The organism is Candidatus Viridilinea mediisalina (assembly GCF_002532535.1).
Lineage (GTDB): Bacteria > Chloroflexota > Chloroflexia > Chloroflexales > Chloroflexaceae > Viridilinea > Viridilinea mediisalina.
This window is the reverse complement of the sequence record NZ_NQWI01000030.1, coordinates 1-24,316: the sequence shown is the minus strand read 5'-3', so window position 1 is coordinate 24,316 and position 24,316 is coordinate 1. Positions and strand designations below refer to the sequence as shown.

General features: G+C 58.6%; 19 protein-coding genes. 9 read left to right on the top strand and 10 right to left on the bottom strand.

The window, feature by feature from the left end; all coding sequences use genetic code 11:
- Nucleotides 1-213: 213 nt before the first annotated feature.
- The 4 genes from CJ255_RS08870 to CJ255_RS08855 all read right to left on the bottom strand — a co-directional run bounded on the left by CJ255_RS08870 (nucleotide 214) and on the right by CJ255_RS08855 (nucleotide 3,463).
- Nucleotides 214-606 carry a hypothetical protein gene (locus CJ255_RS08870; RefSeq protein ID WP_097643748.1) on the bottom strand — a complete coding sequence of 131 codons (393 nt, stop codon included), beginning with the start codon at nucleotides 604-606 and terminating at the stop codon, nucleotides 214-216.
- The gene (locus CJ255_RS08865; protein WP_097643747.1) at nucleotides 603-2,219 is read right to left on the bottom strand and encodes a hypothetical protein; all 1,617 of its coding nucleotides are present in this window, start codon (nucleotides 2,217-2,219) and stop codon (nucleotides 603-605) included. Before CJ255_RS08865 ends, CJ255_RS08870 begins: the two co-directional genes overlap by 4 nt.
- Before the next feature lie 183 nt (nucleotides 2,220-2,402).
- The gene (locus tag CJ255_RS08860; protein ID WP_097643746.1) at nucleotides 2,403-3,182 is read right to left on the bottom strand and encodes a hypothetical protein; all 780 of its coding nucleotides are present in this window, start codon (nucleotides 3,180-3,182) and stop codon (nucleotides 2,403-2,405) included.
- Nucleotides 3,182-3,463 carry a pyrophosphorylase gene (locus tag CJ255_RS08855; protein WP_097643745.1) on the bottom strand — a complete coding sequence of 94 codons (282 nt, stop codon included), beginning with the start codon at nucleotides 3,461-3,463 and terminating at the stop codon, nucleotides 3,182-3,184. Before CJ255_RS08855 ends, CJ255_RS08860 begins: the two co-directional genes overlap by 1 nt.
- A 258-nt stretch (nucleotides 3,464-3,721) precedes the next feature.
- Between CJ255_RS08855 and CJ255_RS08850 the strand changes: the two genes are divergently transcribed.
- From CJ255_RS08850 to CJ255_RS08830, 5 genes are all read left to right on the top strand, one after another.
- The gene (locus CJ255_RS08850) at nucleotides 3,722-4,576 is read left to right on the top strand and encodes a WecB/TagA/CpsF family glycosyltransferase (RefSeq protein ID WP_097643744.1); all 855 of its coding nucleotides are present in this window, start codon (nucleotides 3,722-3,724) and stop codon (nucleotides 4,574-4,576) included.
- A 74-nt stretch (nucleotides 4,577-4,650) separates the two neighbouring features.
- Nucleotides 4,651-6,204: an acyl-CoA carboxylase subunit beta gene (locus CJ255_RS08845; RefSeq protein ID WP_097643743.1), complete on the top strand. Its 1,554-nt coding sequence runs from the start codon at nucleotides 4,651-4,653 to the stop codon at nucleotides 6,202-6,204.
- Nucleotides 6,205-6,478: 274 nt separating this feature from the next.
- Nucleotides 6,479-6,934 (top strand): ATP-binding protein, encoded by a 456-nt coding sequence (locus CJ255_RS08840; RefSeq protein WP_097643742.1) that lies wholly within the window; start codon nucleotides 6,479-6,481, stop codon nucleotides 6,932-6,934.
- Nucleotides 6,935-6,971: 37 nt separating this feature from the next.
- Nucleotides 6,972-7,400 (top strand): ATP-binding protein, encoded by a 429-nt coding sequence (locus CJ255_RS08835; RefSeq protein WP_097643741.1) that lies wholly within the window; start codon nucleotides 6,972-6,974, stop codon nucleotides 7,398-7,400.
- Between the two features lie 69 nt (nucleotides 7,401-7,469).
- The gene (locus CJ255_RS08830; protein WP_245863277.1) at nucleotides 7,470-7,838 is read left to right on the top strand and encodes an STAS domain-containing protein; all 369 of its coding nucleotides are present in this window, start codon (nucleotides 7,470-7,472) and stop codon (nucleotides 7,836-7,838) included.
- 330 nt (nucleotides 7,839-8,168) lie between these two features.
- Here the strand turns inward: CJ255_RS08830 and CJ255_RS08825 are convergent, their stop codons facing one another.
- The 3 genes from CJ255_RS08825 to CJ255_RS08815 all read right to left on the bottom strand — a co-directional run bounded on the left by CJ255_RS08825 (nucleotide 8,169) and on the right by CJ255_RS08815 (nucleotide 12,053).
- A complete protein-coding gene (locus CJ255_RS08825; RefSeq protein ID WP_097643739.1) occupies nucleotides 8,169-9,158 on the bottom strand; it encodes a bifunctional heptose 7-phosphate kinase/heptose 1-phosphate adenyltransferase in 990 nt (329 codons plus the stop codon).
- A 4-nt stretch (nucleotides 9,159-9,162) separates the two neighbouring features.
- Nucleotides 9,163-10,356 carry a pyridoxal phosphate-dependent aminotransferase gene (locus CJ255_RS08820; RefSeq protein WP_097643738.1) on the bottom strand — a complete coding sequence of 398 codons (1,194 nt, stop codon included), beginning with the start codon at nucleotides 10,354-10,356 and terminating at the stop codon, nucleotides 9,163-9,165.
- A 191-nt stretch (nucleotides 10,357-10,547) separates the two neighbouring features.
- On the bottom strand, nucleotides 10,548-12,053 hold the full coding sequence (locus tag CJ255_RS08815) for a HAMP domain-containing sensor histidine kinase (RefSeq protein WP_097643737.1): 1,506 nt from the start codon (nucleotides 12,051-12,053) through the stop codon (nucleotides 10,548-10,550).
- Between the two features lie 199 nt (nucleotides 12,054-12,252).
- Between CJ255_RS08815 and CJ255_RS08810 the strand changes: the two genes are divergently transcribed.
- Complete coding sequence (locus CJ255_RS08810) at nucleotides 12,253-13,413, top strand: sensor histidine kinase (RefSeq protein ID WP_097643736.1); 1,161 nt, start codon at nucleotides 12,253-12,255, stop codon at nucleotides 13,411-13,413.
- 115 nt (nucleotides 13,414-13,528) lie between these two features.
- Complete coding sequence (locus CJ255_RS08805) at nucleotides 13,529-14,179, top strand: Crp/Fnr family transcriptional regulator (protein ID WP_097643735.1); 651 nt, start codon at nucleotides 13,529-13,531, stop codon at nucleotides 14,177-14,179.
- A gap of 228 nt (nucleotides 14,180-14,407) precedes the next feature.
- On the opposite strand, the gene CJ255_RS08800 is transcribed toward CJ255_RS08805, so the two are convergent.
- Nucleotides 14,408-16,582 (bottom strand): glycosyltransferase family 39 protein, encoded by a 2,175-nt coding sequence (locus tag CJ255_RS08800; protein WP_097643734.1) that lies wholly within the window; start codon nucleotides 16,580-16,582, stop codon nucleotides 14,408-14,410.
- 89 nt (nucleotides 16,583-16,671) lie between these two features.
- On the opposite strand from CJ255_RS08800, the gene CJ255_RS08795 reads away from it, so the two are divergent.
- Complete coding sequence (locus CJ255_RS08795; RefSeq protein ID WP_097643733.1) at nucleotides 16,672-20,085, top strand: serine/threonine-protein kinase; 3,414 nt, start codon at nucleotides 16,672-16,674, stop codon at nucleotides 20,083-20,085.
- Here the strand turns inward: CJ255_RS08795 and CJ255_RS08790 are convergent.
- Nucleotides 20,030-20,269, bottom strand: coding sequence for a hypothetical protein (locus tag CJ255_RS08790; protein ID WP_097643732.1), 240 nt, complete (start codon nucleotides 20,267-20,269; stop codon nucleotides 20,030-20,032). The two genes, CJ255_RS08795 and CJ255_RS08790, sit on opposite strands and share 56 nt — an antisense overlap.
- Before the next feature lie 281 nt (nucleotides 20,270-20,550).
- On the opposite strand from CJ255_RS08790, the gene CJ255_RS08785 reads away from it, so the two are divergent.
- Nucleotides 20,551-21,183 carry an FHA domain-containing protein gene (locus tag CJ255_RS08785; protein ID WP_097643731.1) on the top strand — a complete coding sequence of 211 codons (633 nt, stop codon included), beginning with the start codon at nucleotides 20,551-20,553 and terminating at the stop codon, nucleotides 21,181-21,183.
- Nucleotides 21,184-21,192: 9 nt separating this feature from the next.
- Here CJ255_RS08785 and CJ255_RS08780 read toward each other — a convergent pair whose 3' ends face one another.
- A complete protein-coding gene (locus tag CJ255_RS08780) occupies nucleotides 21,193-24,249 on the bottom strand; it encodes a clostripain-related cysteine peptidase (protein WP_097643730.1) in 3,057 nt (1,018 codons plus the stop codon).
- Nucleotides 24,250-24,316 lie beyond the last annotated feature (67 nt).

Genomic DNA, 24,316 nt, shown 5'->3' with positions numbered 1-24,316 from the left:
CTGCCGCAGCGGAGGTGCCGACGCATGGGCCTCATGCGCCTTACGTTTAGGGCTGCCGCCCTAAAGCCCACTTTGGGGCTACGCCCCAAACCCCGTTTTTTGTTCCGTGTTGGCGGCGAAGCCGCCAACACGGAACAAAAAGAGTTTTCTTTGGGGAGGCTTTGCCTCCCCCAACCCCCCGCCGGGGGCTTCATGTAACAGGCGAAGCCTTGCCTACGCTGCCTGTTGCTGGCGTTCTCGTGCGCGTCGTTCGCGCTCTTCGCGTTCGCGCCGTTCGCGCTCTTCACGCTCCCAACGCTCATAATCGGCCCGCTCCTGCTCGCGCCGCTGCTGCTCGGCGTGGGCTTGCTGGCTCGCCGCACCAATCGCATGGGCCGCCGCACGACAATCGTTTGCGAGGCTACGTCCGTGGCTATCAAGGGCTTGGCGCTCTTGCAGAAACTGCTCCATGCGATTACCCTGCCAATGTTCACGCGCTTGAGTCAGGGCGCGGTTGCAGTCAGCCATCGCATGTTCCAGTTCATCGGCGGCACGCATACAGGCCCCTATGGCCGCATTGGCCGCCCCGTGATCCCAGCGCACATCCACATAGTTTGGCCGCCTCATGGTTGAGCCTCCTCCTCCTCATCAAGCTGGATGGCAGCAAAACTGGTTGGTGCATAGACCTCATAGCTCTCTGGATCAACCTCGAAGGGCAGGCGCTGCAGATCTGGCGGCAGAGCATGGTAGTTTTCGGGGTTTTCATAATCGCCATGGGCAAAAACAGGATCATTGACTTGGTTATTTTCGAGCAAAAAGACATTGGCAAAACCAACATGGCCAGCGCCCACATTGCGTGCTAGGCTATCGTCAGTGTCCACATAGTGGCGCTCCTCGGCATGGGCAAAGGGATTTCCCGCCTCACGCGGCAGATCCTGGCCCGCTGGCCCCTGGGGCCGCACCGCCCCAAAGGTGATCATGCTGCCAATCACCACACCAGCAGCCACAAGGCTGGCCTGCACCAGCGGATCGTCGCGCAGCAGAAAGCACATACCGCCCCCCATGCTATGACCCTGGAGGTGCAGCACACTCCCTGGCGGAATGCGCTCAAGATCAGCGAGAAAGCGCGCCCGTACCTCTTCGTAGTAGTGGTTGCCCTCACTGATGCCTTGGGCCGTCATGGCCACCGCTTCAAAATTGTTGATCGCCCCCGGCTGATTGGGATTCAGCCCGGCAATGCTGATGCGGTAATCACCGCGCTCGGCATTGAGCCGTTCGAGCCGCACCTGCTCGCCCGGAGCATAACTGATGGCACTATGATCGCCATGCATCGCATCGGCAGCCTGGGGCTGAAAGCGTTGACCAGCCTGGAAACTGTGCAAAAACACCTGTTCAGCAGCAACATCCAATGCGCCAGTCAGCGGATCAACGATCCGCTCCGCAACCTCAGGCTCACGTCCGCTGGGGGTACAGCGCTCCAACTCAGCGCACGTAGCAAGACTCAATTGGTCTACTTGGGCACTCAAGGACTGAAAAAGCTGTGGGTTCAGATGGGCCATGCCCTCATACCAGAAGCCCTGGAGCGAGAGGTGCAACAGATCCGAGGGGGCATTGACGGGTTGATTGAGCCAACGCGGGGCATCGCCCACCACACTCAGCCCTGCGGCACTCAGCCCTGCCATGATCATCGGCCCCGCAAAAACCGCACTGACCAAGGGCAAGACTTGGGGCCAGCGTGATTCGGAGAGCGCAATGCTTCGATTGGTAATCCGCGCTATCAGATTCAGGCTCCTACCAGCCCCATTCCAACTGGCGGTGCGCCATGCATCATAGAGCCGCACGGCACCAAAAGTGGGCACATGCTGCAACCTGAGCGCCAAATCACGGTTCAGTGCGCCAACGAGTGCCGTAGGCGCATCGCGGCCATAATGATCGCGGTAGTGCCACGCACGCATAAAGCCGGGCAACATCGCCCCCAGCCACCCGCTGTCGGCCTGACGGAACGCCTGCGCCAGTTCGGCCACATGGCGCACCAACGTACCCTCGTGGTTCGCATAGCCAAAGATGCGCCCAGTCAAATTGCGTGTCGCATGCACCGGATACTCAACGCAACGGGCGTGAAACGGCCCCAACGCCGCATCCAGACCGTACCCTGCCGCCGTGATGCGCCCTGCTGCCGCATCACCCGCCCGCTGATAGGTCGCCAGCCCCTCCAAGCTGACGGAACTTGTTGCTGCCATGGGGGTTACTTTCTCCTAAAGTAATGTGCATAAGCCTTGAGGCTTGGGCTACGTCAACGTCACCTCCGGTGGGGGCGCGGGGGCGGCTTCGCCGCCCCCGCAAAGCTTGCTTCGTTGCTGTTTGGCGGCGAAGCCGCCAAACAGCAACGAAGCAAGGAGGTTTGGGGCGTAGCCCCAACCCAATCACCCCTGGATCCATCCAACCAACTCGTCCAATTCCGCCTGCAGCGCAGCAGGCCCCAAGGGGCGCAATTCGACCAGGTCGGGGTCGCTTGCGCCCCACCAGGTGGCGTGGCTACCGCAGAGGACAATCGAGGCGCGGCCAACGGGGACGGCTTCTTGCAGGCGGCGCATGGCGGCCAAGACGAAACGACTGGGTTGGGGGCCAACCGCTGCAATAAAGTCACTACTCGCCGCCACCTCTGCCGCCTCTAGTTGGGCCTGCGCTGCCGCCACTTGGCCCGCCTCAAGCGCCTCGAGGACGCTTGCCAACGTTGCCACCGGGGCGCGCACCGTTGGTGCCGCCGCCCCCTCCGCTGTAGCGATATGTGTGCTGAGCCACGCCGTCGCCGCCTTGCGGTCGGCTAAACGTGCCAGCCGGTGGATGCGTGGCACCGGACAGGTGTGCAACACCAGGGTGCCACTGTAGGTACTAAGATGAGCCGTGCGCCGCTCCGCCCCACGCCGTTCGGCAAGGAAGAGGCAGCCCTCCGCGAGGGCAACCGCTCTGGCGAGCGCGGCCAGAGCCGGCACCGGGTCGGGCGGTAGCTCATCACGCGCAGGGGGCGAGGCAAGCTCGCGGGCGACCAAGCTCGCCCCTGCTGCGCCCAGGGCTGCCCCGAGGCCGAGGGCTTGGTAACCATCGGCCGGACGGGGGCCGAGGGCCAGTGGTGTTGGCAGTTTCAACAGGCCAAGCACCAACAACAGCTCCTCGTGACTCAGTTGAACAGCATCGGTGTGCATTACGAATTCCCACCTGCCTGCATAATGTTCTGGTTGATCTGATGAATCTGGCGGCGCAACTCCTCCAAGCTCTGTTGGATAGCCAACAACTTCTGGTGCGTATCGGCCCAATGGCTGCGGAACTGAATCGCCAAATGGCCATCCCAATTGTTCGGCTGGCTCAGAATCTGCCCCTTGCTGTTCAACTGGCTGATCTGCTCCAACAACGGTCCATTCACAATCGCCTGGAATGACGTAATCGCCTCACGGGCCGTCGCGGTCGAAAGTACACGGTCACTCATGGTCGGGTCTCCTTTAGACTAGGCGCGAAAAAAATAGGTCTCATAACATGTACCGTCGCAGGAGCCCAAAAGATACGGTTTTCGTCCGAATATTGCTCATTTTGGTCTGAAATCCGATTTGCGGCCCAAGTCATCCCACAAATTGGCCATTCTAGGCTATAATCACAGCAGTTACTTGGTGGGGCGGCGCAGCCTCACGCCTCACGCCTCACGCCTCACACCTCACGCCTCACTAGTATCAGTTCCGCGCCAATCACTATGCTCCCAGTCGAGACCTCAGCCAGCGTTGGATTGCCTCCGCCGCCCTTAAGGCGGCGTATAACGATTCTTGGTGTGGCAATTGACGCTGTGACTGAAGCTGAAGCAGTGGCGCGGATCGCTGCTTTGCTTGAGGCTGGGGGGGTCCATCAGATCTGTACAGTCAACCCTGAGTTTGTGATCGAGGCGGGCCGTAACCCTGAATTTGCAGCGGTCTTGGCCCGTGCCACCCTCTGTACACCTGATGGAGTGGGCTTGTTGCTGGCGGCTCGCTATCTGGGGCAGCCCCTGCGCGGGCGCGTGACTGGGGTGGAACTGACCCGCCGTCTGGCTGCGTTGGCTGCCCAACGGGGCTATCGCATCTTCTTGCTGGGTGCCGCTCCAGGGGTGGCCGAGGCTGCGGCCCAAGTGCTGGCCCGTGAAGCCCCAGGCTTGCTTGTGGCCGGATGCTATGCTGGCTCGCCCACTCCGCGCCATGAGCCCTTTCTGCAGCAAATGATCCGCGCTGCCCGCCCCGATATTTTGCTGGTGGCCTATGGCCATCCGCGCCAAGACCTCTGGATTGCCCGCAATCAAGAGCGTCTTGGTGTGCCTATCGCTATTGGTGTTGGGGGTACCTTCGACTACCTAGCCGGCACTGTCCCCCGCGCCCCGCGCTGGCTCAGGCGGCTTGGGTTAGAATGGCTCCACCGTCTCGCCCATCAACCCCAACGCCTGCCCCGCATTATTGATGCGGTGCCTCGCTTTATTTGGCATGTGCTAAAGAAGAACAGAAGAACAGGAGAACAGAGGAACAGAAGAGCAGAGGAACAGAAGAGCAGAGGAACAGAGAAACAGAAGAATGTAGCTACCTGAAAACATGGAAAATGTTCTGTTCTCCTGTTCCTCTGTTCCTTTGTTCTCCTGTTCTCCCATAAGGAGCTTCCACTATGTCACAAACTACCGCTGAGAAGATCGCAGAGTTGCGCCAACGGCGCGAGAAGGTTCAGACTGGCGACCCCGCTGCGATTGCGAAGCAGCATGAACGGGGTAAGTTGACGGCCCGTGAGCGGATTGATCTGTTGCTCGATCCTGGTTCGTTTGTAGAACTTGATGCTTTTGCAGTACATCGTACTGCGGCTTTTGGTATGGAACGCCGTAAGCCCCTGGGTGATGGCGTAATCACGGGCCACGGTACGATTGATGGCCGTCCGGTCTGTGTCTTTGCCCAAGATTTTACGATCTTTGGTGGCAGTTTGGGTGAAGTCTTTGCTGAAAAGATCTGTAAGGTTATGGATCTTGCTGTGCGTATGGGGGTACCCTGTATTGGCATCAACGATTCAGGTGGGGCGCGTATCCAAGAGGGGGTGGTGAGTCTTGGCGGTTACGCCGAAATCTTCTACCGCAATGTCTTGAGCAGCGGCGTCATCCCCCAGCTCTCGGTGATTGCTGGCCCCTGTGCCGGCGGCGCGGTCTACTCGCCAGTGATGACCGACTTCATCATGATGGTCAAAGGCTCAAGCCAGATGTTCATCACCGGCCCCGATGTGATCAAGACGGTCACGGGTGAAGAGGTTGGCTTTGAGGAGTTGGGCGGCGCAATGACCCACAACTCCCGTTCGGGCGTGGCCCACTTTGCCGCCGAGAGCGAAGAGGACTGCTTTGAACAACTGCGGACTCTCATCTCCTTTCTGCCATCCAATAACATGGACGACCCGCCCTATGTCGCGCCCGAAGACGACCCGGAGCGCATGGACGAAGAGTTGCAGACCCTAGTACCCGACAGTCCGCGCAAAGCCTACGACATGGTCAAGGTTCTCGAGGCGGTGGTGGACGACGGCTTCTTCTTTGAAGTCCAGCCCCACTGGGCGCGCAATATCGTCATTGGCTTTGCCCGCTTGGATGGCCATGCCGTCGGCGTGGTGGCCAACCAGCCGATGCACATGGCGGGCACACTCGACATTGATAGCTCAGTCAAGGCGGCGCGCTTCGTGCGCTTCTGTGATGCCTTCAACCTTCCGCTGCTCACCTTTGTGGACGTACCGGGCTTTTTGCCGGGTACGAGCCAAGAGTATGGCGGCATCATCCGCCATGGTGCCAAGCTGCTCTATGCCTACTGTGAGGCCACCGTGCCTAAGTTGACCGTGATTACGCGCAAGGCGTATGGTGGCGCCTACGACGTCATGGCCTCGAAGCACATTCGGGCCGACTTCAACTTCGCCTGGCCCACCTCCGAGATTGCCGTGATGGGTGTTGATGCCGCAGTGCGGATTATCTTCCGCAAAGAGTTGGCCGAAGCCAGCGATCCGGCCCAACGCCAAGCCGAGTTGGTCGAAGACTATCAGAATCGCTTTGCCAACCCCTATGTTGCCGCTGAACGCGGCTACATCGATGCCGTGATCGAACCGCGCGAAACCCGCCCAACCCTAGTTAAAGCCCTACGCATCGCACGCACCAAGCGCCAGAGCATGCCAGCCCGTAAGCATGGCAATATTCCGTTGTAGGGGTGCCGTACAGAATGTTTTACCACAGAGGCACCGAGAGCACAGAGGTTTCTGGTATGGAGTATAAGCTAGAATGATTGCACTCACTGCACGATCTCTGTGTCCTCTGTGTCTCTGTGGTGAACATCTCCTTACCGCTCAAATTCCCCCCTTGCCACACGAACACCGCCCATGCTATGATAGTGGGCGGGCGTAAACATAAAAGCCACACATTCTTCTCATTGGGTGGGTTTCCGGAACAAGCGTAGCTTCTGATCGGTCTAGGTTAGCTAGTATGAGTGACGAAACCTCCCAGCCTGAGCGCCTGGAAAAAGTGATAGAGTTGCGGCTTCCGAGCAAGCTCGGCTACGAGCGGGTAGCGATGGATACCGCCTCTTCACTTGCCCGCCGCATGGGCTTCCCCGATGACCGCGTCGACTCGCTGAAAACAGCGATTAGCGAGGCGGTCACCAATGCGATTGAGCATGGTAATCAGCAGGATGCGGCCATGAAGGTGGTTGTGCTGCTGACTGCACTGGAAGATGGGTTGATTGTGAGTGTCGCAGACCAAGGCCGTAAGCCTTTGGCTCAAGTTTCTACCACGAATAGCCCCAAGATTGAAGAAGCCTTCGAGCGTGATGATAAGGGGGGGTGGGGCATCTGGCTGATCCGCGAGTTGATGGACGAAGTCGAGTTCTCCACAGCACCAAGCGGCGGCAACCAAGTGCGTATGGTGATTCATCTTGAGTAGTGTCATTCGTTTTGTGTGTGGCCATTAATAGCCCATCATGAGTACCTCTCTTATTTACAGTATGGATCTATCATTTCCTAGCGAACTTGGCTATGAGGTCATCGCCCGCGATGCCGTCTCTGCCTTTGCGCGACGTATGGGCCTCTCCGCTGAACGCATTGAAGATCTGAAGACCGCTTTGAGTGAAGCGTGTATCAATGCGATTGAGCATGGTAATTCGTTGCGCCCCGATCTGCGTGTGACCGTGCATTGCCACCTTGAACCTGATCGCTTAGTTATTGAAGTAGTTGATGAAGGTACGGCTGAGTTTGTCGTGCGTGATAATCTGCCGACCATTAGCGAGAAGGTTGCAGGGCTAGGGCCGCTGCGCGGCATGGGGCTGATGCTAATTAGTCAACTCTGTGATGAGTCGAGCTTTGAACCATGTGCCAATGGTAACCGCATGCGCTTGGCGTTTAGTCGGTAGCTCAGGGTTCTCGATTCTTTTCTCTGCGCTCTATTCTCTGTTCTCTGTTCTCTGTTCTCTGGAGGAGCTATGATGCTGGAAGACGAGCTGACGGTGAGCACCCGTGAGCGTGACGGGGTAGCGATCATCGACCTCGTCGGTGATGTGACCACCTTCGCGGAAGAGAAGATCAACGCGGCCTACCGCGAAGTTACCAATGATGGCGCTCGTTTTGTGTTGCTAAATTTTCGCCAAAATGATTATATCAATAGTGCCGGAATCGCCATCTTGATCGGCATTGTCACTGAAGTGAATCGCAATAACCAAAAACTCGCGGTGAGCGGCCTCTCACAGCACTTCCAGAAGATCTTTCGTATGGTTGGCCTCGCCCAGTATGCCGAGATCTACCAGGATGAAGAAGAAGCCATTGGGCGCTTTCAACAGGCTGCTGCGGAGTAGAGTACAGGCTGTGAACCACACCTGTTCCTGTGATGCTAGAGCCGCCCCGCTGGGGCGGCTTCTACATACCCGGTATCTGCAAGCGCCCCTACGCTGGCTTCGACAGGCTCAGCCAGCGTAGGGGCGCACATCCTATTTCCTACTTCCTATTTCCTACTTCCTGTTTCCTACTTCCTACTTCCTACTTCCTACTTCCTACTTCCTACTTCCTATTTCCTACTTCCTACTACTTCCTATTTCCTACTTCCTACTTCCTACTATTTCCTACTTCCTACTACTTCCTACTTCCTACTTCCTACTTCCTATTTCCTACTCCCTACTTCCTATTTCCTACTCCCTACTTCCTTCCCCCAACGCCGCCATCAACTCCTCTGGACTAACCACCGCGTTGCCGTAGCGCCGTACCACCAGTGCTGCCGCTGTGTTGGCAAGCTGGGCCGCATCAAGGGGTGTAAGGCCAGCCGTGAGAGCCATGGTTGCTACTGCGACAAAGGTGTCGCCTGCGCCGGTTGTGTCGTAGACCTCGCTGGCCCGTGCGGCGGCTAGGTGTTGGTACGCTACCCCAACGCCCTCTAGCGAGAGGCCATCAGGCCCACGGGTGACCATGACGAGTTGGGCGTTTAGTTCGTTGCGGAGCCGCGCCAAGCCGCGTACAAATTCCGCTTCACTGCGGAGTGGGAGCCCAAGGGCTAAGGCCGCTTCGCGGTCGTTACAGCGAAACAGGTCGGCCCCACGGTAAAAATGGGAGTTGCCCTGGGCATCAACACAGAAGAGCGCAGCGTGGGCCCGGCAAAGTTCACGCACGGCATCCACAACGCGTGCGGTCAAGAGGCCCAATTGGTAGTCGGAGCAGAGGACCGCTTGGTGTTTGGGCACAAGCGCCGCGAGGGCCGCGAGAATCTGCTGCTCCTCATGCGGGCTGAGGGGGCTACGCTGGAGCCGATCAAGGCGGGCGACGTGCTGCGGCAAGCGGGGCGACTCGGTGGCCAGAATGCGCGTCTTGCGGGTGGTTGGGCGCTCGGCACTAACTACGAGCCCCGCACTGCTGATGCCACTGGCTGCGAGGAGCGCCTTGAGTTGCTCGGCTTCGGGATCATTGCCCACCACCCCGATCTGGGTGGCCTGCCCGCCCAAGGCAACAATGTTGCGCGCCGGGTTGGCCGCACCACCAAGGATCAACTCCTGGCGCTGCAACTCCAACACCGGCAACGCAGCCTCACGCGAGAGGCGCGTCGCCCGCCCATACAGATATTCGTCAAGCGTCAGATCGCCAATGACCAGAATACGCTGAGCGGCTAGGCGGGCGACAAGCGTTCTCATAGAGCTAGAGGCTGGCGCGGAAACGACGCATGCCTTCGACAATCTCCTCCTCGGAGGTGGCATAGGAGATGCGGATGAAGCCGGGGGCACCAAACGATTCCCCGCTGACACACGCAATGTGGGCGTGGTCGAGCAGGTAGTTGTTTAGCTCATCGCTGCTGTTGCAGACCCCATGCTTGAGTTGACGCCCCAGCAAGCCGCTGACGTTGGGGAAGACGTAGAAAGCCCCCTCGGGCGTCGCACAGGTCACACCGGGGATCTCGGCCAGCAGCTTGAGGATCATATCGCGGCGACGCAAGAACGCGGCGGTCATCTCACGCACACTCTGATCCAACTCCTCACTGGGCGTATAGGCGGCCAGCGCGGCATACTGCGAAATCGAGGCAGTATGGGTACTCGTATGGCTCTGGATGTCCTTGATCGCCGTAATGATCGGCGCAGGCCCAGCCACATAGCCCACCCGCCAGCCGGTCATGGCATAGGCCTTCGCTACCCCATTGACAATCAGGGTACGCTCGGCCATTTCAGGCGCGACCTGGAGCCAACGGGCATACTCAACATACGAGATAGCATCATAGATCTCGTCGGTAATAATGATCGCCTTAGTATCGCGCAGTACATCGGCAAGAGCCCGCAGTTCAGCGGCACTATAGACTCCGCCGGTGGGGTTGGAGGGGGAATTGAGTACAACAATCTTGGTGCGTTCGCTCAAGGCATCGCGCAACTGCTCAGGCGTCACCTTAAAGCCGGTCGCCTCACTGCCCATCGGCGTAATCGGCGTCGCACCAGCGAGCCGCGCCTGTTCCACATAGCTCACCCAGTAGGGCGCCGGGATAACCGCCTCATCGCCTTCGTCGCAGAGGGCTTGGAAGGCCAAGTAGAGCCCCTCTTTGGCCCCGGCGGTGGTAGTAATCTGGGCGAGGCTATAGGGCAGGCCCTGATCAGCAGTGACGCGGACCGCAATGGCTTTCCGCAGATCCACTGTGCCGCCAGCCGGGGTATAGTGGGTATGATTGGCATGAATCGCAGCAATCCCCGCCGCCTTAATCGGCTCAGGGGTATTAAAATCGGGTTCACCAACGCTGAACGAGATGACCTTGATACCCTCGGCGCGCAACTGCTGGGCACGGGCGTTCATGGCGGCAGTTGCAGACGGCTCGAGCTGGGCTAAGCGACGAGCCAACTGGTAGGTGGTCATAAATTTACTCCTAGAGAGCGAAGAAGCGAATAGCTGAGGGCAACAGCCATGCGGCTGTTACACCGCGTCAAGTATACTTGAATACGGAAGCTCCCGCAATTTGGTGGGGAGCGAGGGCGGCTTTGCCGCCCCCGCAGAACTTTTTTTCTTCCGCGTTGGCGGCTTCGCCGCCAACGCGGAAGAAAAAAGGATTAAGCTAAAGGCAACTGAACCAGGAGCTTCGTCCCCTGACCAGGCTCGCTCTGGAGCTGCAGGCTGCCGCCGAGCACTTGGGCGCGTTCGGTCATGCTTTGCAGCCCGAAGGCCCGTGGATCGCGACGGGCCTGGGGGTCGAAGCCGCGCCCTTGGTCGCACACCTCAAGGGTTACGCCCGTGTCATGGTAGTGGAGTTGAACATCAGCAGTACGTACCCCACTGTGGCGCGAGACGTTGGCGAGGGCTTCTTGAACGATGCGGAAGAGGGCTTGTTCATGTTCAAGGGGAATACGTTGTTCGCCTACAATCTCAAGCTTGATAATCAAGCCTTGACGCTCACCAAGGGCGGTGGTGAGGTCACGTAGCGCCGGGGCGAGACCGCGACCATCGAGGATGGCTGGGCGTAGGGCAAAAATGATGCTGCGCGTCTCTTCGAGGGCGCGACGCGCCGATGCTTCGATCTCGTGCAGGCGGGTTGCCGCAACGTCCGGCTGCTGTTCCAGGGTGCGCTGGGCGGCTGCCGCAAGCAGCGTGAGGCTGAAGAGTTCTTGGCTGACGCTATCGTGCAGTTCACGGGCTAGGCGGTTACGCTCCTCCACCGCAGCGAGCAGAGCGGCCTGCTCGGCAAGCTGGGCGTTGCGTTCAGCCAGCATACGCAGCGAACGTAAATTCGCAGAGAGCTGGTCGGCCATGGTGTTAAACTGACGCCCCAACTGACCCAATTCATCGTTGGAGGGATCTTCAATCCGCTTACTCAGATCGCCATCGGCGAGATCAATGCTCGCTTCAGTGAGGCGCACAATCCGCCGCGCAAAGCCACGCCCCACCAGCCACGAATAGATCATCGCCATACCCGCACTGATGATCAGCCACGGCACAATGAGACTGAGGGCAAAAGGGGCAAGAGCCCCAATGAAGACACCGAGTTTGGGGAAATTGACAATGCGCAAATAGATAACCCCATCCAGTTCGCCGTCGGCACCAAAGATAGGCGCAACCCCAATCGGCTGATGATCGGGCCGACTCCAGGCACCCAATTCACTTGGATCCTTCAAGCCACCGAGCGCCAGTTCGACTAACACACCCGCCGGTTCGGGTTCAAGCGCAGCGATGGGCTGACCAAGGGGCAGTTCAAGATCGCGTGTTGAACGTAAGATACGCCCCTCGCGATCAAGTAGCACGATCAAGAGCTCCTCTTCCACTTCAGCCCCCCCTTGGCCTGATGGATCGGGGAGTCCTTGTGAGCCAGAGAGACGGCGCAACCGATCAATGAGTTGATCAATATTGCCCTGCGGATCGGCCAATTCATCGCCAACCAGTGTCGCCAGATCGCGGGCCGATTCAGCTACCGCCGTCGGCAAGAGCGATGAGTTGAGAATGAAGATCAGGCCACCCAAAAAAATCACGCTCATGGTCAACACCAAGAGCAGCGAAACGGCCATAAAGGCAGCGGTGAGCTTCCAGCGGATGCTTGCAAAGCGGCGGCGGAGGGTTTGGAGCATGGTACACTCTAGCCAAAGAACAACAGCTATGCTACATGTATCAACCCAACATACTTTACCACAGCATCAGTTTAGGCTCGCGTTTGGCGCATAAATGCCATTGCCGCCCGCCTACCTTTCTGCTACACTACAGTGCAAAGGTTGGATCAACCTAGCCGCCCTGAGCGTACGGTGTGCGGGCGGTGAAAGGCAGGCATCTGTGAAGCCTTCGGCACCTCAATGGCCTGGGCGTATTAGCGCTCATGCAGCTTTCTATAGTTACCGCTGGCTGGCTTGGGCAATTGCGGCTCTCGCGCTGACGATGCCTGGACGTCCGGTTGAGACGTTGCCCCGCGATGCGGGGATTCTCTTGCTGGCTGGTGTGATCAATGTGGTGGCTACGGCTCTTTCGCACAACTATGTGCGTTTGGTGCAGGCTCAACCACGTATGCTCATCTTTGATCTGATGGGCTGTGTCGCCCTACTCTGGCTGAGTGGGAGCGCGATGCTGCCCTTTTTACCCTATGCCCTGAGTAGCCTGGTGCTGCCTGCGCTGCTCTTTGGTTGGCCGGGGGCTTTGGTCGTAACGCTGGCCTTTTTATTCTTAGATCTGCTTGGGTTGAACCTGATCAATAGTGCAACCAGCGCAGAGTTAAGTGGGCTTGATCTCTTTGCGCGTGTGCTTACTCCCTTGGCCTTTGCGTTGGTCTGGGTGAGCATTGAGCGCATGTTCATGGGTACCGGACAGCCACCAGAACCCCAAGCGGCGCCGCCGGTTGTGCCGCCACACCCGCCACAAGCAGAGGCACCGCCTAGCATGCCCCTCCCAGAGGCGCAGAGTAGCGGCCTAAGCGAACGGCAGCGGATGCGTGCCGCCCTCTTCCCGCCCCTGCCGCCGCGCAACCCTTTGCCGCTCGTGATTACCCGTGCCCTCGAACAACACGCCAATCCCGCCCGGCGCTTGCTCTTTGATCTTAAGCCGATCCCCGACGGCAGTATTCTGCCAACCATTGAGCAACTCGGCGCGGCTTTTGCCCAACAGAGCGATTTTACCGTGCGTGTGACAAGTAGCGGCCACCCCCAACCTCTCGCAGCCGCCCAACAGACCCTCATGCTCCATACCGCCCAAGAAGCTCTGCGCAATGTCCAACAGCACGCCCAAGCCCGTACCGTGCTCATTGATGTTGGCTATGCTGCCGAGACGGTCACCCTCACTATCCACGATGATGGCGTGGGCCTGCCCAATGGTAGTTATGAGCGTTCAGGCATGCACGCCCTGCGGGCGCTGCGCTATCGCATCGCTGAATTCGATGGTGAATTCTTCGTTCTTGAAGGTGAACGTGGCGGCCTCACGGTGCGCGCCGTGGTGCCCTATGTGTAAGAGGCTGTCTGAAAAGTCTATGGGTTGGCGTTGGAGTGCCGGCTTTAGCCGGCTAAAGCCGGCACTCCAGCGTGTGCCCCCCGGCTTTTCAGACAACTTCTAAAATCCCACTCTAATGACCATTGAAGATCTACGGGCAATTCCGCTGTTGGCCTCGCTCGATCCTGTCACATTGGGCGACACCGCACGCCGAGCGCAGCGCTGCACCTTTCGCCCTGGGCAGCAAATTTTGACTGAAGGTGAAGAGGCTCCTGGTTTGTTTCTGATTCAACGCGGGCGCGTGCGCCTCTCACGCATGGCCCCCGATGGGCGCGAGCAGGTGTTGGCCATGTTGGGGCCAGGGGCCCACTTTGATCCCGTGCCACTCTTTGATGGCGGCCTCAATCCTAGCTCGGCGCGGGCGATGAGTCGCGTCGTCTGCCTCTTGCTCCCGCGTGAAGATCTCTTGGCCCTGATTCGCCGCCACCCCGATCTGGCCTATGCGGCCCTCAGTGCAATGGCGGGCCAACTGCGGGAACTGGTCGCGTTGGTTGAAGACCTCGCTTTTCGCTCGGTGCGCGCCCGCCTCGCACGCCAACTGCTGGTCGAAGCGGGCGAAGGCGCTGCCCAACTCACCCAACAAGAATTGGCTGAACGGGCCGGTACGGTGCGTGAGATGGCGGGCCGCGCTCTACGCCGCCTTGCGGAAGAGGGTCTGGTGCGCCTTGAACGCGGACGTGTGATTGTGCTGGATCACGCCGGATTGGCCCGCGTGGTTGAGGAATAGAGTTTTTGAAGAGATGCAGAGATGCAGAGATGCAGAGAATTTTACCACAGAGGCACAGAGAACACAGAGAAGTGTGTGGCATCGCAAACGCCATTGTTAACACTCCCTCTGTTCTAAACTCTGTGCCCTCTGTGCCTCTGTGGTGAATAACTCTGTACCTCTGCTCACCTCACTCTGTGCCCTCTGTGCCTCTGTGGTGAATAACTCTGTACCTCTGCTCACCTCTGCTCACCTCTGCTCACCCAACTCCAGTTGACCCAAGCGGGCCGCGTTGGCCCCGGCTAAACCTGCATCGGCGCTAGGGCCACTGCTAAGGGGCAAGCGCACGCCGCTGCTGGGATCGTAGAGCCCTGCAACGATTTGGTAGTTGCCCGTAGGCAGGTCGCTCGGTAGCGTCAAGGGTAGCGGCACACCAAGTTGCTCGCCCGGTTGCCATTGGCTGGTTGCCGGACGCTCCCCGCCGCCTGGGGGCACATCCACTTGGGCTACCCGTTGCCCCTGCTGGTCGTAGAGGTGCAAAAAGAGCATCCAATCAATGTCCGTGGCTACGCGTACATCCCACGCCGGGGTGATGGTGAGTTGCTGCCCCTCTTGCTCAACACTGAAGCCCAAGAGCCTGAGCTTGTTGCCAAACTCAGCCCCAACGGGCGTGGTGAAGGGGCGCGGGAGTTGGTGAATCCAAGCGTACTCGATGCCGTGCAGTTGTACCACATGCAGCGGCAGGGTCTGTTGGATGCGGGCGTAAATTTCGGGAACATCGCCACGCTGCAATGATTCCAAGTAGACCACGGCGTAGTTGGGTTGGGCAGTGTCAATCGCACGGATCTCTTGTACGGGCACGGGCACGAAGGCTTCGAGGTTGGGCGGGAGGGCCGAGATGATCTGCCCATGCTGGATGTCGGGACGAGCGCTCAGCCACGCTCCCACTTCGCGCATGCCTTCGCCCCAGCCAATCAGGAACATCTGCGGGGCCACACGCCCGCCCCCGAGCAGCGGGTTGAAGTAGCTCAGGTGGTAGGGGTGGTACCAGGCGAGTGAGCCAGCCTGAAACAAGAGCAGCAAGCCCAGTGCGAGGCTGGCCCGCACCTGTGGCCAATGTCGCCGTAGGGCATCCCACGCCGCCACCAGCCCCAGTGCGCTGAAGATGAGCAACGTAGGCCAAGCGGGCAAGATGTAGCGGTCGAACTTCTTTGGCCCTAACGTCATCACGAATACCCAGAAGAGCGCAAAGCCGCCAAGCGCCACGAGGACAACACGCTCGCGGCGGGCCACCGGGTCAATGCTGCCAGCCATGCGCGCTTGCCAAGCCACCAGAGGCAGCAGCAGCAGGCCCAACAGTTCCAGGGGCGTCAGGCGATAGAGCCCGGCAATAGGGTAGAAGAGCGGCCCCGGGTCGCGGTCGTCACGCCCCAGAAAGAATTGACCATGACCATTTGGCCGCCCCCCATTGTTCACAATTTCGCCCAGATAGTCGCCAATGGCTTTGGCAGGGGCTACCCAGAGGGCGGGCCAGAGCAGGAAGATGGTGATGGCAGCCAGGCCCAAAATGAGCAGATAGCGCGACAACGACCAGCGGAGGCGCGGGATGATCTGCGTGTGCAAGCCTAGCATGAAAGCGCTGGCTGAGCCTGTCGGAGCCACTGCGGCGCTGGCTGAGCTTGTCGCAGCCACACGGCGCGGCCCAGAATGATGCTCACCTACGCTTGGGGCAAGGGCAAACATGATCAGCCCCAAGACCGGCAGCATGATCAACGCGGGCCCTTTGGTCAGCAGGGCCAGGCCGGTCAAGAGGCCAACCGCAAGCAGCCACGGGGCGGGGCGACGGGCGAAGCATGCGTGCAGCGTACAGAGTACGGCAAGATTAGTAAAGCCGGTGAGCAGCGCATCGAGATGCAGCAGGCGTCCTTGGGCCACCAAGAAGGGCGACGTAGCCCAGAGCAGCGCGGCCACCAGGGCCACAGCGGGGCGCACCAAGCGGCGCAGCAGCAGATAGCTCAGGGTAGTCAGCAGCGTATGGGCCAAGACTGGCCCCAGGCGCAGCCATGCCAGATGCTCAAGGCGATCAGGCGGGGCAATCAGGCCCAAACTGAGCGCCAAACGCTCCAATTGCAGCCCCAACGATCCAAGCCACATCAGGGTCACGCCGGGATGCCCAATCAGGTTGGTATCCTCCCAGCGCCCAATCGAAAGGGCGTAGGCAAAGATACCAGTGGCCCTGATCCAATTGTGCGACTCGTCGGTCGTAAAGAAATCAGCCAACCCAAGGGCGCGCGGCAGCAGCGTAGCCAGCGCAACCAGCGCGGGCAAAAAGAGCACGACCGCAAGTGTCTGGAGGTTCCCCCCTAGCCGCTCAGGGTAGATTGGAGTGCTGAGGCTGCGTTCGCTGGTGGAAGTCAGTTTCATACTGACGATTGTACCATGAGGGAAAGCGACAGCAACGAGGAGGCAGGAAATGCCGCAAACCGATTGCCTATTTCCCGTATACTTCCCTTATGATGCATGCTCGTATCTGCCACCATTGCACTCACCACAACCGTGCCCAAGCACGCTATTGTGGCTATTGTGGGCATTGGCTTGTTGATACCTCAGCAGTGCCTCAAGTCCGAGCGCCCCTCAAATTAGGTGCGGTGTTGGGTAGCGATGGGCGCTATGCCATCCAACAATTGATTGGCAAGGGCGGCTTTGGTGAAGCCTACCTAGCCGAGGACCTCCAACATTGGCGACGGCTCTGCCTGATCAAGCGTCTGAGCATCCAACCTAATACGCCTGAAACCCTACTAAGCCAGATCAACACCAACTTTGAGCGTGAGGCGCGCCTCTTAGTGGCCCTGAATAACCCAGGCCATCCCAACATTCCAGAGATCTACCAGTATCTCCCCCAAGAGCAGTGCCTCGTGATGAAGTATGTCACGGGCAAGAGCCTAGATCGCATTCTAAAGCGCCAGGTAGTACCACTGCCCGAAGCGGAGGCTCTGCGCTATGTACGTGATGCATGTGCTGCGCTGGTCTATATGCACGAGCATGACCAAGGGCCAATTCTGCACCGCGATCTCAAGCCCTCGAATATGATGCTCGACGCGACCGGACGGGTCTTTCTGATTGATTTTGGGTTGGCCCGCGATCAAGCGCAGCACCCTGAGCAGGATTGGGGCGGCACCCACGGCTATATGCCGCCGGAGCAGCTTGCGGGCAAGCCTGAACCTCGTTCGGATGTCTTTGCCTTGGGCGCAACGCTCTACGAATTGCTCACCAACCACGCTCCGCCGCCCTTTCATCAGCCGCTTATTCCCGCCCTAACCCTTAATCCTACGTTGCGTCCAGCGGTTGATCAGCTCATTCAGCGCTGCATGGCACACCATGTAGCTGCGCGCCCCCATGCAGCAGAGCTACTGACCTTGCTTGATGATCTGTTGGAGTCGGCCAATCTGCCTCCACCACCTCTGCCCAATCAGCTCCCTACCAAGCCGACGCTCTTTGGGCGTGAAGCAGAATTGGCGCGACTTGAAGCCCAACTCGCCAGCGACCACTTCGTGCTTCTCTGCGGCATGCCGGGTGTGGGCAAAACTAGCTTGGCGGTTGCATTGGCCCACCGCTACCCCCATCCAGATCAGGTCTTTTGGCACCATTTTCAACCCGGTGAAGGTGCGGATCGCCTGCTGAACCACATGGCAGGTTGGTTAGCCCAACGAGGCTATCCGACGGCATGGCGTCAAATTCAGCGCCACTACCAAGCTGGTCAACCTACCACCCCTGACATCCTAGTTGAGTATGTGGCCCAAGCACCGGCCCTAGCGGGGAGTCTGCTCTGCCTTGATGATCTCCATGTAGTTGTGGATGATCCGGCGATTGTGCGTGTAATCGAACGCCTGCGGCGTGTTGTGGCCCCACAACCGCCGAGCCTGCTGGCCACGGCACGCACCCAGCCTGCATTTGTCGCAACCAACGAACTGGTGGGACTGCACGGCTTGAACCTCGCAACAACCCAGGCCCTCTTGACCCAAAACCAACTCGATTTGAATGCCAGTGAGAGTGAACAACTCTGGCGCAGCACCGAGGGTAACCCGCAGTTTCTTATCCTGGCGATGGAGTCGCTCCAGCAGAGCCACGAACGCCAAACCCTGCTCACCCATCTGAACGAGACCATCGCCCTTGAAGCGTATCTGCTACACGAGGTGGATGCCCGCCTAAGCCCCAGTGAGCGTGAAGTGATGGAAGCGGTGGCGCTGTTGTTGGGCTATGGGGGGCCACGTCCACTGATTGAGGCTATCCTAGAAGATGAAGGAGTGCGCCGCGAACTGACAAGCCTCAGTCAGCGCCAATTGCTGATTGTCGAACCACAGGCGGGGGGACTGTGCTACCGGCAGCACGCGATGGTCCAAGCCTTCTACTATGATCTGCAAGGAGCACGGCGGCGGCGCGAGCGCCACCGGCGTGCAGGCGCTTACTTGGTGCGGCGCAACGATACCCTAGCGGCGGCGCGCCACTATGCCCGCGCCGATGATGTACAGCAAGCGGCAACCCTACTCACCACTACGCCCTGGCGCTTCTTCAACCAAGGGCAAGCTGGTGAAGTTGAAGAGCTTGCGGCCAGCCTTGATGCTCATGCGCTCACGCCCGAACTGCGCGTGGCCCTCTGGACCGTGCATGGCGAGGCGTTGGCCCGCCTCGATCGTGACCAATTGGCATGTAGCCTTTTGGAGCGTGCGCTCGCTGAGACGGTAACGGAAACACCGGTACGCCGGGCGCGTCGCTACCGGCTGCTGGCGCGCATCTATGCGCGCCACGGTGACTACGAGCGTACCGAAGCCTACTGCCGTCAAGGCTTGTTGTTGGCGCTCGATTCTGCGAATTCACCGATTCAGACTGAAGCGGCTCGGCTCTACGCACAGTTGGCTGAAATCCTGATGCGTCGCAATGATCACGTAGGTGCTCAGCAAGCATGTGAGGCGGGCCTAGCCACACTGCCACCGGAACCAGCCGCCCCCGCTGAACGGGCCGCACTCTTGCAGCGTCTTGCAACCCTTGTAGGACAGCATGGCAACTATGAGCAAGCGGTGATTATGCTCGAAACGAGCCTTGGCCTTGCGCGGCAAGCGGGTGATCGCCTCCTCACTGCCCGGGTGCTGCACAATGTGGGCCACTTTCACTCCTTGAGTGGCAAGCTCGCTCGCTCGCAGAGTTGCCTCAATGAAAGTCTACAGATTAGAATGCAACTTGGTCATCAACTGGATCAGGTAGATACACTCAACACCCTGGCGATGATCCAGTTGGCCAGCGGAACACCTGAATTGGCGCTGCAAAACCTCATTGCCGCCCGCGATCTGGCCACCCGCCACCAGCTTCGTGGTTCACTTGCTTCAATTATGTTAAGCTTAGGTCAATTGTACTACGAAACACATGAGTTCACGATGGCCGAACAGAATCTCGTTGCGGCTAGTGCCATCTTTACAGAACTAGGTGAACAGAGTGAACATGTGCGCTGCATCATACTCCTGGGTGATGTAGCTTTGGCCCAGACTCAGGCTATGTCCGCCCTGAGCCACGGCACCAAGGCGCTTCAGCTTGTGCGCGAGCTTGGTCAGATAACCCTCGAAGCGTCTGCCCTACGGGTCTATGGTGAGGCCCATATAGCCTTGGGTGATCTACGCGAGGCCAACCAAGCCCTAACACAGGCATTGCAGCTCACCGAGCAACACGGCGATCCCTATGATCTTGCACTGACCTTATGGGCTTGTGCGCGCCTAGCTAAGGCTCAGGGGGAGCATACAGCAGCTTTGCACTACACGCAGCGCAGCCTGGAACTAGCTCGTGAACAACATATCAGCCATTTAATTGCGCTTCTTGAAGCATTTATCCCAATTCATTCTGGCGCAGGATATAATCGTAACGTACCACATCAGCCATAAATTGCCCCCGCTGATCATAGACACGCCCACGCAGCGTAATGGTTCCTACCACGCGATGATGAATATCTACCAACGTGCGCCCATCGTCACTCACCCACCAGCCCGTCGCTTGTCCCTCTGCATCCAAGATGCAGCCCGTCGCTTCAACTGTCGCCCCGTAGAGATTGGGTTTACGCAAGAGCATGGTGTTTTCCCTTCCGCTTGATTCAGATGCCTTTGTTGGGGCTACGCCCCAAACCCTCATGTTTCCTTCGGCTTTGGCGGCTTCGCCGCCAAAGCCGAAGGAAAGAAGTTTTTCGGAGGAGGCAAAGCATTACTATTTCCTACTTCCTACTTCCTCTCTCCTACTTCCTCGTCTCTGTATCCTGCCCTCACAACGTATGATACCCTTCGTACAGGCAACTTCCAGCGCATAAAACTCACAATTACCTTTGAGAATTGTGAGCTTGGGGAAGGAGTTCCAAAATGCAAGCAGAGAGCCAACCCAACGACATCGCGCTGCTCCTAGCCATGGAGGAGAGCATTACGCCCGCTGAGTTTTACCTTGGTAGCGAGACTTGTATGCTTGGCCGTGGGCGCGGCTGCCAGATTCTGGTGCGCGGAGCGAAAATTTCGCGCCTCCATGCCCAGATTGAACCGAGTGGCCCGCGCTACATCTTGCGCGATGCCGGCAGCGTCAATGGTACCTTTGTCAATGGCCGCCAGCTCACCGACTCCCATACCTTAATCAATGATGATCTGATCGGTTTGGGTTCGCCAACGCCAATACTGCGCTTTGTTGATCCCGATTCTACTGCATACAATAGTAATATCTTGCGCTATGATGAACGAGCCTTGACCTTCTGGCTTAACCACCAGCCCTTGCACCTAACCAAGAGCCAGTACCAGCTCCTGTTGCATCTCTACCAGCATCTGGGCTCGGTCTGTAGCCGCGAGAGTTGCGCTGAGGCGCTCTGGGGGCGCGATTTTGATCCCGGTTTAGACTCAGGCGCGCTCGATCAGGCGCTCAATGGCTTACGACGGGTGCTGCGTAAAGCAGCACCCGATCTTGATCTGATCCGTACCCGCCGTGGGATTGGCTATGAGTTGGTAATCTAGGGGTATGGCTCAGCGCACCGTTAAGGGCAAATAGACCGTATGGATTCCATGCAATAGCTCTGCGGATTTGAAGGTTCGATCATCAAACTCAACGCTATTGGCGAGCGAGGGTGAGGGTGCTACATAGGGGCCGGTGCGGCGGATGAGGACACTCGCCTCCATCCGTTCGAGCAGTTGCCCCCAGGCTGGCACATCACGGGTGAAGGCCAACTGGTTGGGATCAAGATAGTAGGGCAACTGTGGCTCGGAGACGGCCTGATCTTTGCCACCTACGCGGATGATCCTAGTTGGACGTTCGTCCCGCTCACCAAGCGGCAGGAAGATAGAGAGGCCGTTGGCTCCGTTCAGTTGCCAAATATTGCCTTGGTAGACCCCGCTTACCGCCCGGTTGGCAAAAATGACTGGCTGGTCGCTGCCGACTGCAGCTTGCACTACGGCTAGGGCCGCTTCACGGGCAGCCACGGGTAGTGCCTGATCACTACTCTCACTGAGACGCCGCGCGAAATCCACAAGATCGGCGTAACCATCGCGTGGATCAATCGTCATACTGCTATCATAGTCAAACTTCTGGGTTGCATCATAGGTACGGAGCAGCACCCGTACTAATGGATCGTTGGGTGTGGTTGGGTCGGGTAGCGCCTCTAGCAGCGCTTCGGCCAGCGTGTTGACTCGCACGGCGAGATTGTCTGGCCGACTTGTACGCAATTGCCGTAGGTCAAGGGCGGCGATGGTGAAGGGGTTAAGGCGCGGATTTACGCCTAGATTGTAGAGCGTCACGATCCGAGCAGCCAACTGCCTAGGCGTTGTGGTCGCATTAAGGTAGTGCCGACTCAGATAGATCTGGTAGGGCAGTTCGGCAAAGAGCATGTTCTGCCCCGCGACGAGGTAGTCGGCGCTATCACGGATCTCGTAGGCCGTCTCGATCATGCCCATCAGACATGCATCGTAGAAGACGAGATCAAAGGATTGAGTTGATCCTAAAGCTTGACCAATACCTCGGGTCGAGATTGAGGTTCCACCGCTCTGCATATCAAGGCTGAGGCCACGCCAGCCGCCCGCCTGCACACGACTGCCACCCCGTGGCTGTCCGGGGGGATCGTTGTAGTCCGGTGCCCAACCACCACCATGATTGACAATCGAGAGCATGCTGTAGCGTGCTGGCGGTGTGACCGCCCGGGCCCAATCTATGAAGTTGCCGAGGGTTGCCATGCTGCCGCTGTCCACCTCACGATGACCACGCTCACCCGTCCAACCACTCGGCCAGAGTGGTGAAGCAACCGCCTGCTCAGTTACATCAATGAAGCCCTCAGGCCGCAAACGGTAGATCTTGGCATCACCCAGGGCAGGGCCGTCATAAAAGACCACCAGTTCCATCGCCGGGTTGTAGGGCATGCGCCGCAACTTAAAGAGGAGCGCATCAACCGCACGGGCAAAGCCAGTCGGTTGGCGCGTCTCGGGATCAATATCATCAGCACCCAAATAGAGTAGTACCAACCACGGAACCTGCGGAATGGGCGTATTGGTCGGGATAGGCGTATTGGTTGGAACGGGCGTGTGGGTTGCCGCAGGTGTATTGGTCGGAACGGGCGTGTGGGTTGCCGTCGGCGTATTGCTTGGAACGGGCGTGTGGGTTGCCGTCGGCGTATTGCTTGGAACGGGCGTATGGGTCGCCGTCGGCGTATTGCTTGGAACGGGCGTATGGGTCGCCGTCGGTGTGGGCAGCACCACAGCGGGGCAGACGCCACTGCCATCATTCACACAGACGCGCAAACGGTAACTGCCGGAGGCATTCGGGCCATTGGGCCGCACAAGGATGTGGTAGGTATCACTCTGCTCGGCGGTAAAGAGGACGCGGTGTTGCACGTTACCAACCCCGGTGGTGCCGTTGGGAACGCAACTGCCTGCAAAGAGGGTGCCGTTGGGCCGGTAGATGCGAATGGCTGTGCCAGTGCGAGTATAGCCATCACATGAGTTACCAGACACACCCAAGGCACTATCTACGTCGAAGAGTTCTGCAATATACGCTTGGCTCGCGGTAGCTTCAAAGCGGTACCAGTCCTTTTCGGCAAAGAAGGTGCTAAAGCTGGTGTTGCGCGCCTCAATCTGGCTCGTTATCGCATGTTCCGAACCAAGCGAAATGAGGAAGCTGTTCCAAACGGAGTTGTTGGGTTCGTAGCTCTCGCCATCCCAAGCGGCATCCGGCTCGCCATACTTGGGCAAGACGCGCAGACTATAGCTGCCACTTACGGCATCACTATTGGGTTTTACCCGAATGTAGTAGGTGCCAGTGGTTTCTGCAATCACATTCGCATAGTGGTGTACGTTGCCAGCCGAAACATTCCGGTCAGTGGGGCACTGGCCACTCACGAGTGTACCAGCCGGATTGTAGATGCGTAGGCTTACACCAGTGCGTTGATACCCATCGCAAGCATTGCCAGTTCCGCCCAAGCTATTCGCAACATTGAAGAGCTCAATTGCAAATGTCTGCCCACTGAGCGCCTCAAAGCGATACCAATCACTATCGGGCTGATAGGTGGAATAGTTCTGGTTACGCACCTCAATCTCGCTCGTCAGGGCATTGAGGTAGCCGGGGGTGATCGCATAGGCGCTATAACGATGGTTGTTTGGCTCGAACGTTGTGGCATCCCAACTTGCCCCTGGTTCATCGTGGCGTGGCAAGAGGCGAATACTGTAGCTCCCACTGGCGTTGGCATTGTTGGGCTTGACCTGAACATAGAAGATGCCCGAAGCGGTGGGGTCAATCCGAATCGTATGATGTGTGTTGCCACTACTGAAATCCCGATGATTGGGTGTACATGATCTGTTCAAGAGGCTAAGCTGGTTGTCATAAACAATCAAGCCCAACCCGTCTCGCTGGTAGCCATCGCAGGCTCTCCCGTTGGCCCCTAGTCCGCTCGCCACATCAAAAAGTTCCAGCACATAGCCGCGCCCGCTTACGACCTCAAAGCGATACCAATCACTATCGGGCTGGTAGGTGGCATAGTCGGCGTTGCGCCCCTCGATCGCACTCGTGATCGCTTGCTGATAGCCAGGGAGTAATACCAATTACCTATGAACATACCGCATTAATCGCCTCCCGGAGGTAGGGGTATCCGGTCAGGGATTGCACGAC

Coding starts and splice junctions, on each gene's coding strand:
- CJ255_RS08870 (WP_097643748.1), bottom strand. CDS start 606: ATGAGGCGGCCAAACTATGTGGATGTGCGCTGGGATCACGGGGCGGCC.
- CJ255_RS08865 (WP_097643747.1), bottom strand. CDS start 2,219: ATGGCAGCAACAAGTTCCGTCAGCTTGGAGGGGCTGGCGACCTATCAG.
- CJ255_RS08860 (WP_097643746.1), bottom strand. CDS start 3,182: ATGCACACCGATGCTGTTCAACTGAGTCACGAGGAGCTGTTGTTGGTG.
- CJ255_RS08855 (WP_097643745.1), bottom strand. CDS start 3,463: ATGAGTGACCGTGTACTTTCGACCGCGACGGCCCGTGAGGCGATTACG.
- CJ255_RS08850 (WP_097643744.1), top strand. CDS start 3,722: ATGCTCCCAGTCGAGACCTCAGCCAGCGTTGGATTGCCTCCGCCGCCC.
- CJ255_RS08845 (WP_097643743.1), top strand. CDS start 4,651: ATGTCACAAACTACCGCTGAGAAGATCGCAGAGTTGCGCCAACGGCGC.
- CJ255_RS08840 (WP_097643742.1), top strand. CDS start 6,479: ATGAGTGACGAAACCTCCCAGCCTGAGCGCCTGGAAAAAGTGATAGAG.
- CJ255_RS08835 (WP_097643741.1), top strand. CDS start 6,972: ATGAGTACCTCTCTTATTTACAGTATGGATCTATCATTTCCTAGCGAA.
- CJ255_RS08830 (WP_245863277.1), top strand. CDS start 7,470: ATGATGCTGGAAGACGAGCTGACGGTGAGCACCCGTGAGCGTGACGGG.
- CJ255_RS08825 (WP_097643739.1), bottom strand. CDS start 9,158: ATGAGAACGCTTGTCGCCCGCCTAGCCGCTCAGCGTATTCTGGTCATT.
- CJ255_RS08820 (WP_097643738.1), bottom strand. CDS start 10,356: ATGACCACCTACCAGTTGGCTCGTCGCTTAGCCCAGCTCGAGCCGTCT.
- CJ255_RS08815 (WP_097643737.1), bottom strand. CDS start 12,053: ATGCTCCAAACCCTCCGCCGCCGCTTTGCAAGCATCCGCTGGAAGCTC.
- CJ255_RS08805 (WP_097643735.1), top strand. CDS start 13,529: ATGACCATTGAAGATCTACGGGCAATTCCGCTGTTGGCCTCGCTCGAT.
- CJ255_RS08800 (WP_097643734.1), bottom strand. CDS start 16,582: ATGAAACTGACTTCCACCAGCGAACGCAGCCTCAGCACTCCAATCTAC.
- CJ255_RS08795 (WP_097643733.1), top strand. CDS start 16,672: ATGATGCATGCTCGTATCTGCCACCATTGCACTCACCACAACCGTGCC.
- CJ255_RS08790 (WP_097643732.1), bottom strand. CDS start 20,269: ATGCTCTTGCGTAAACCCAATCTCTACGGGGCGACAGTTGAAGCGACG.
- CJ255_RS08785 (WP_097643731.1), top strand. CDS start 20,551: ATGCAAGCAGAGAGCCAACCCAACGACATCGCGCTGCTCCTAGCCATG.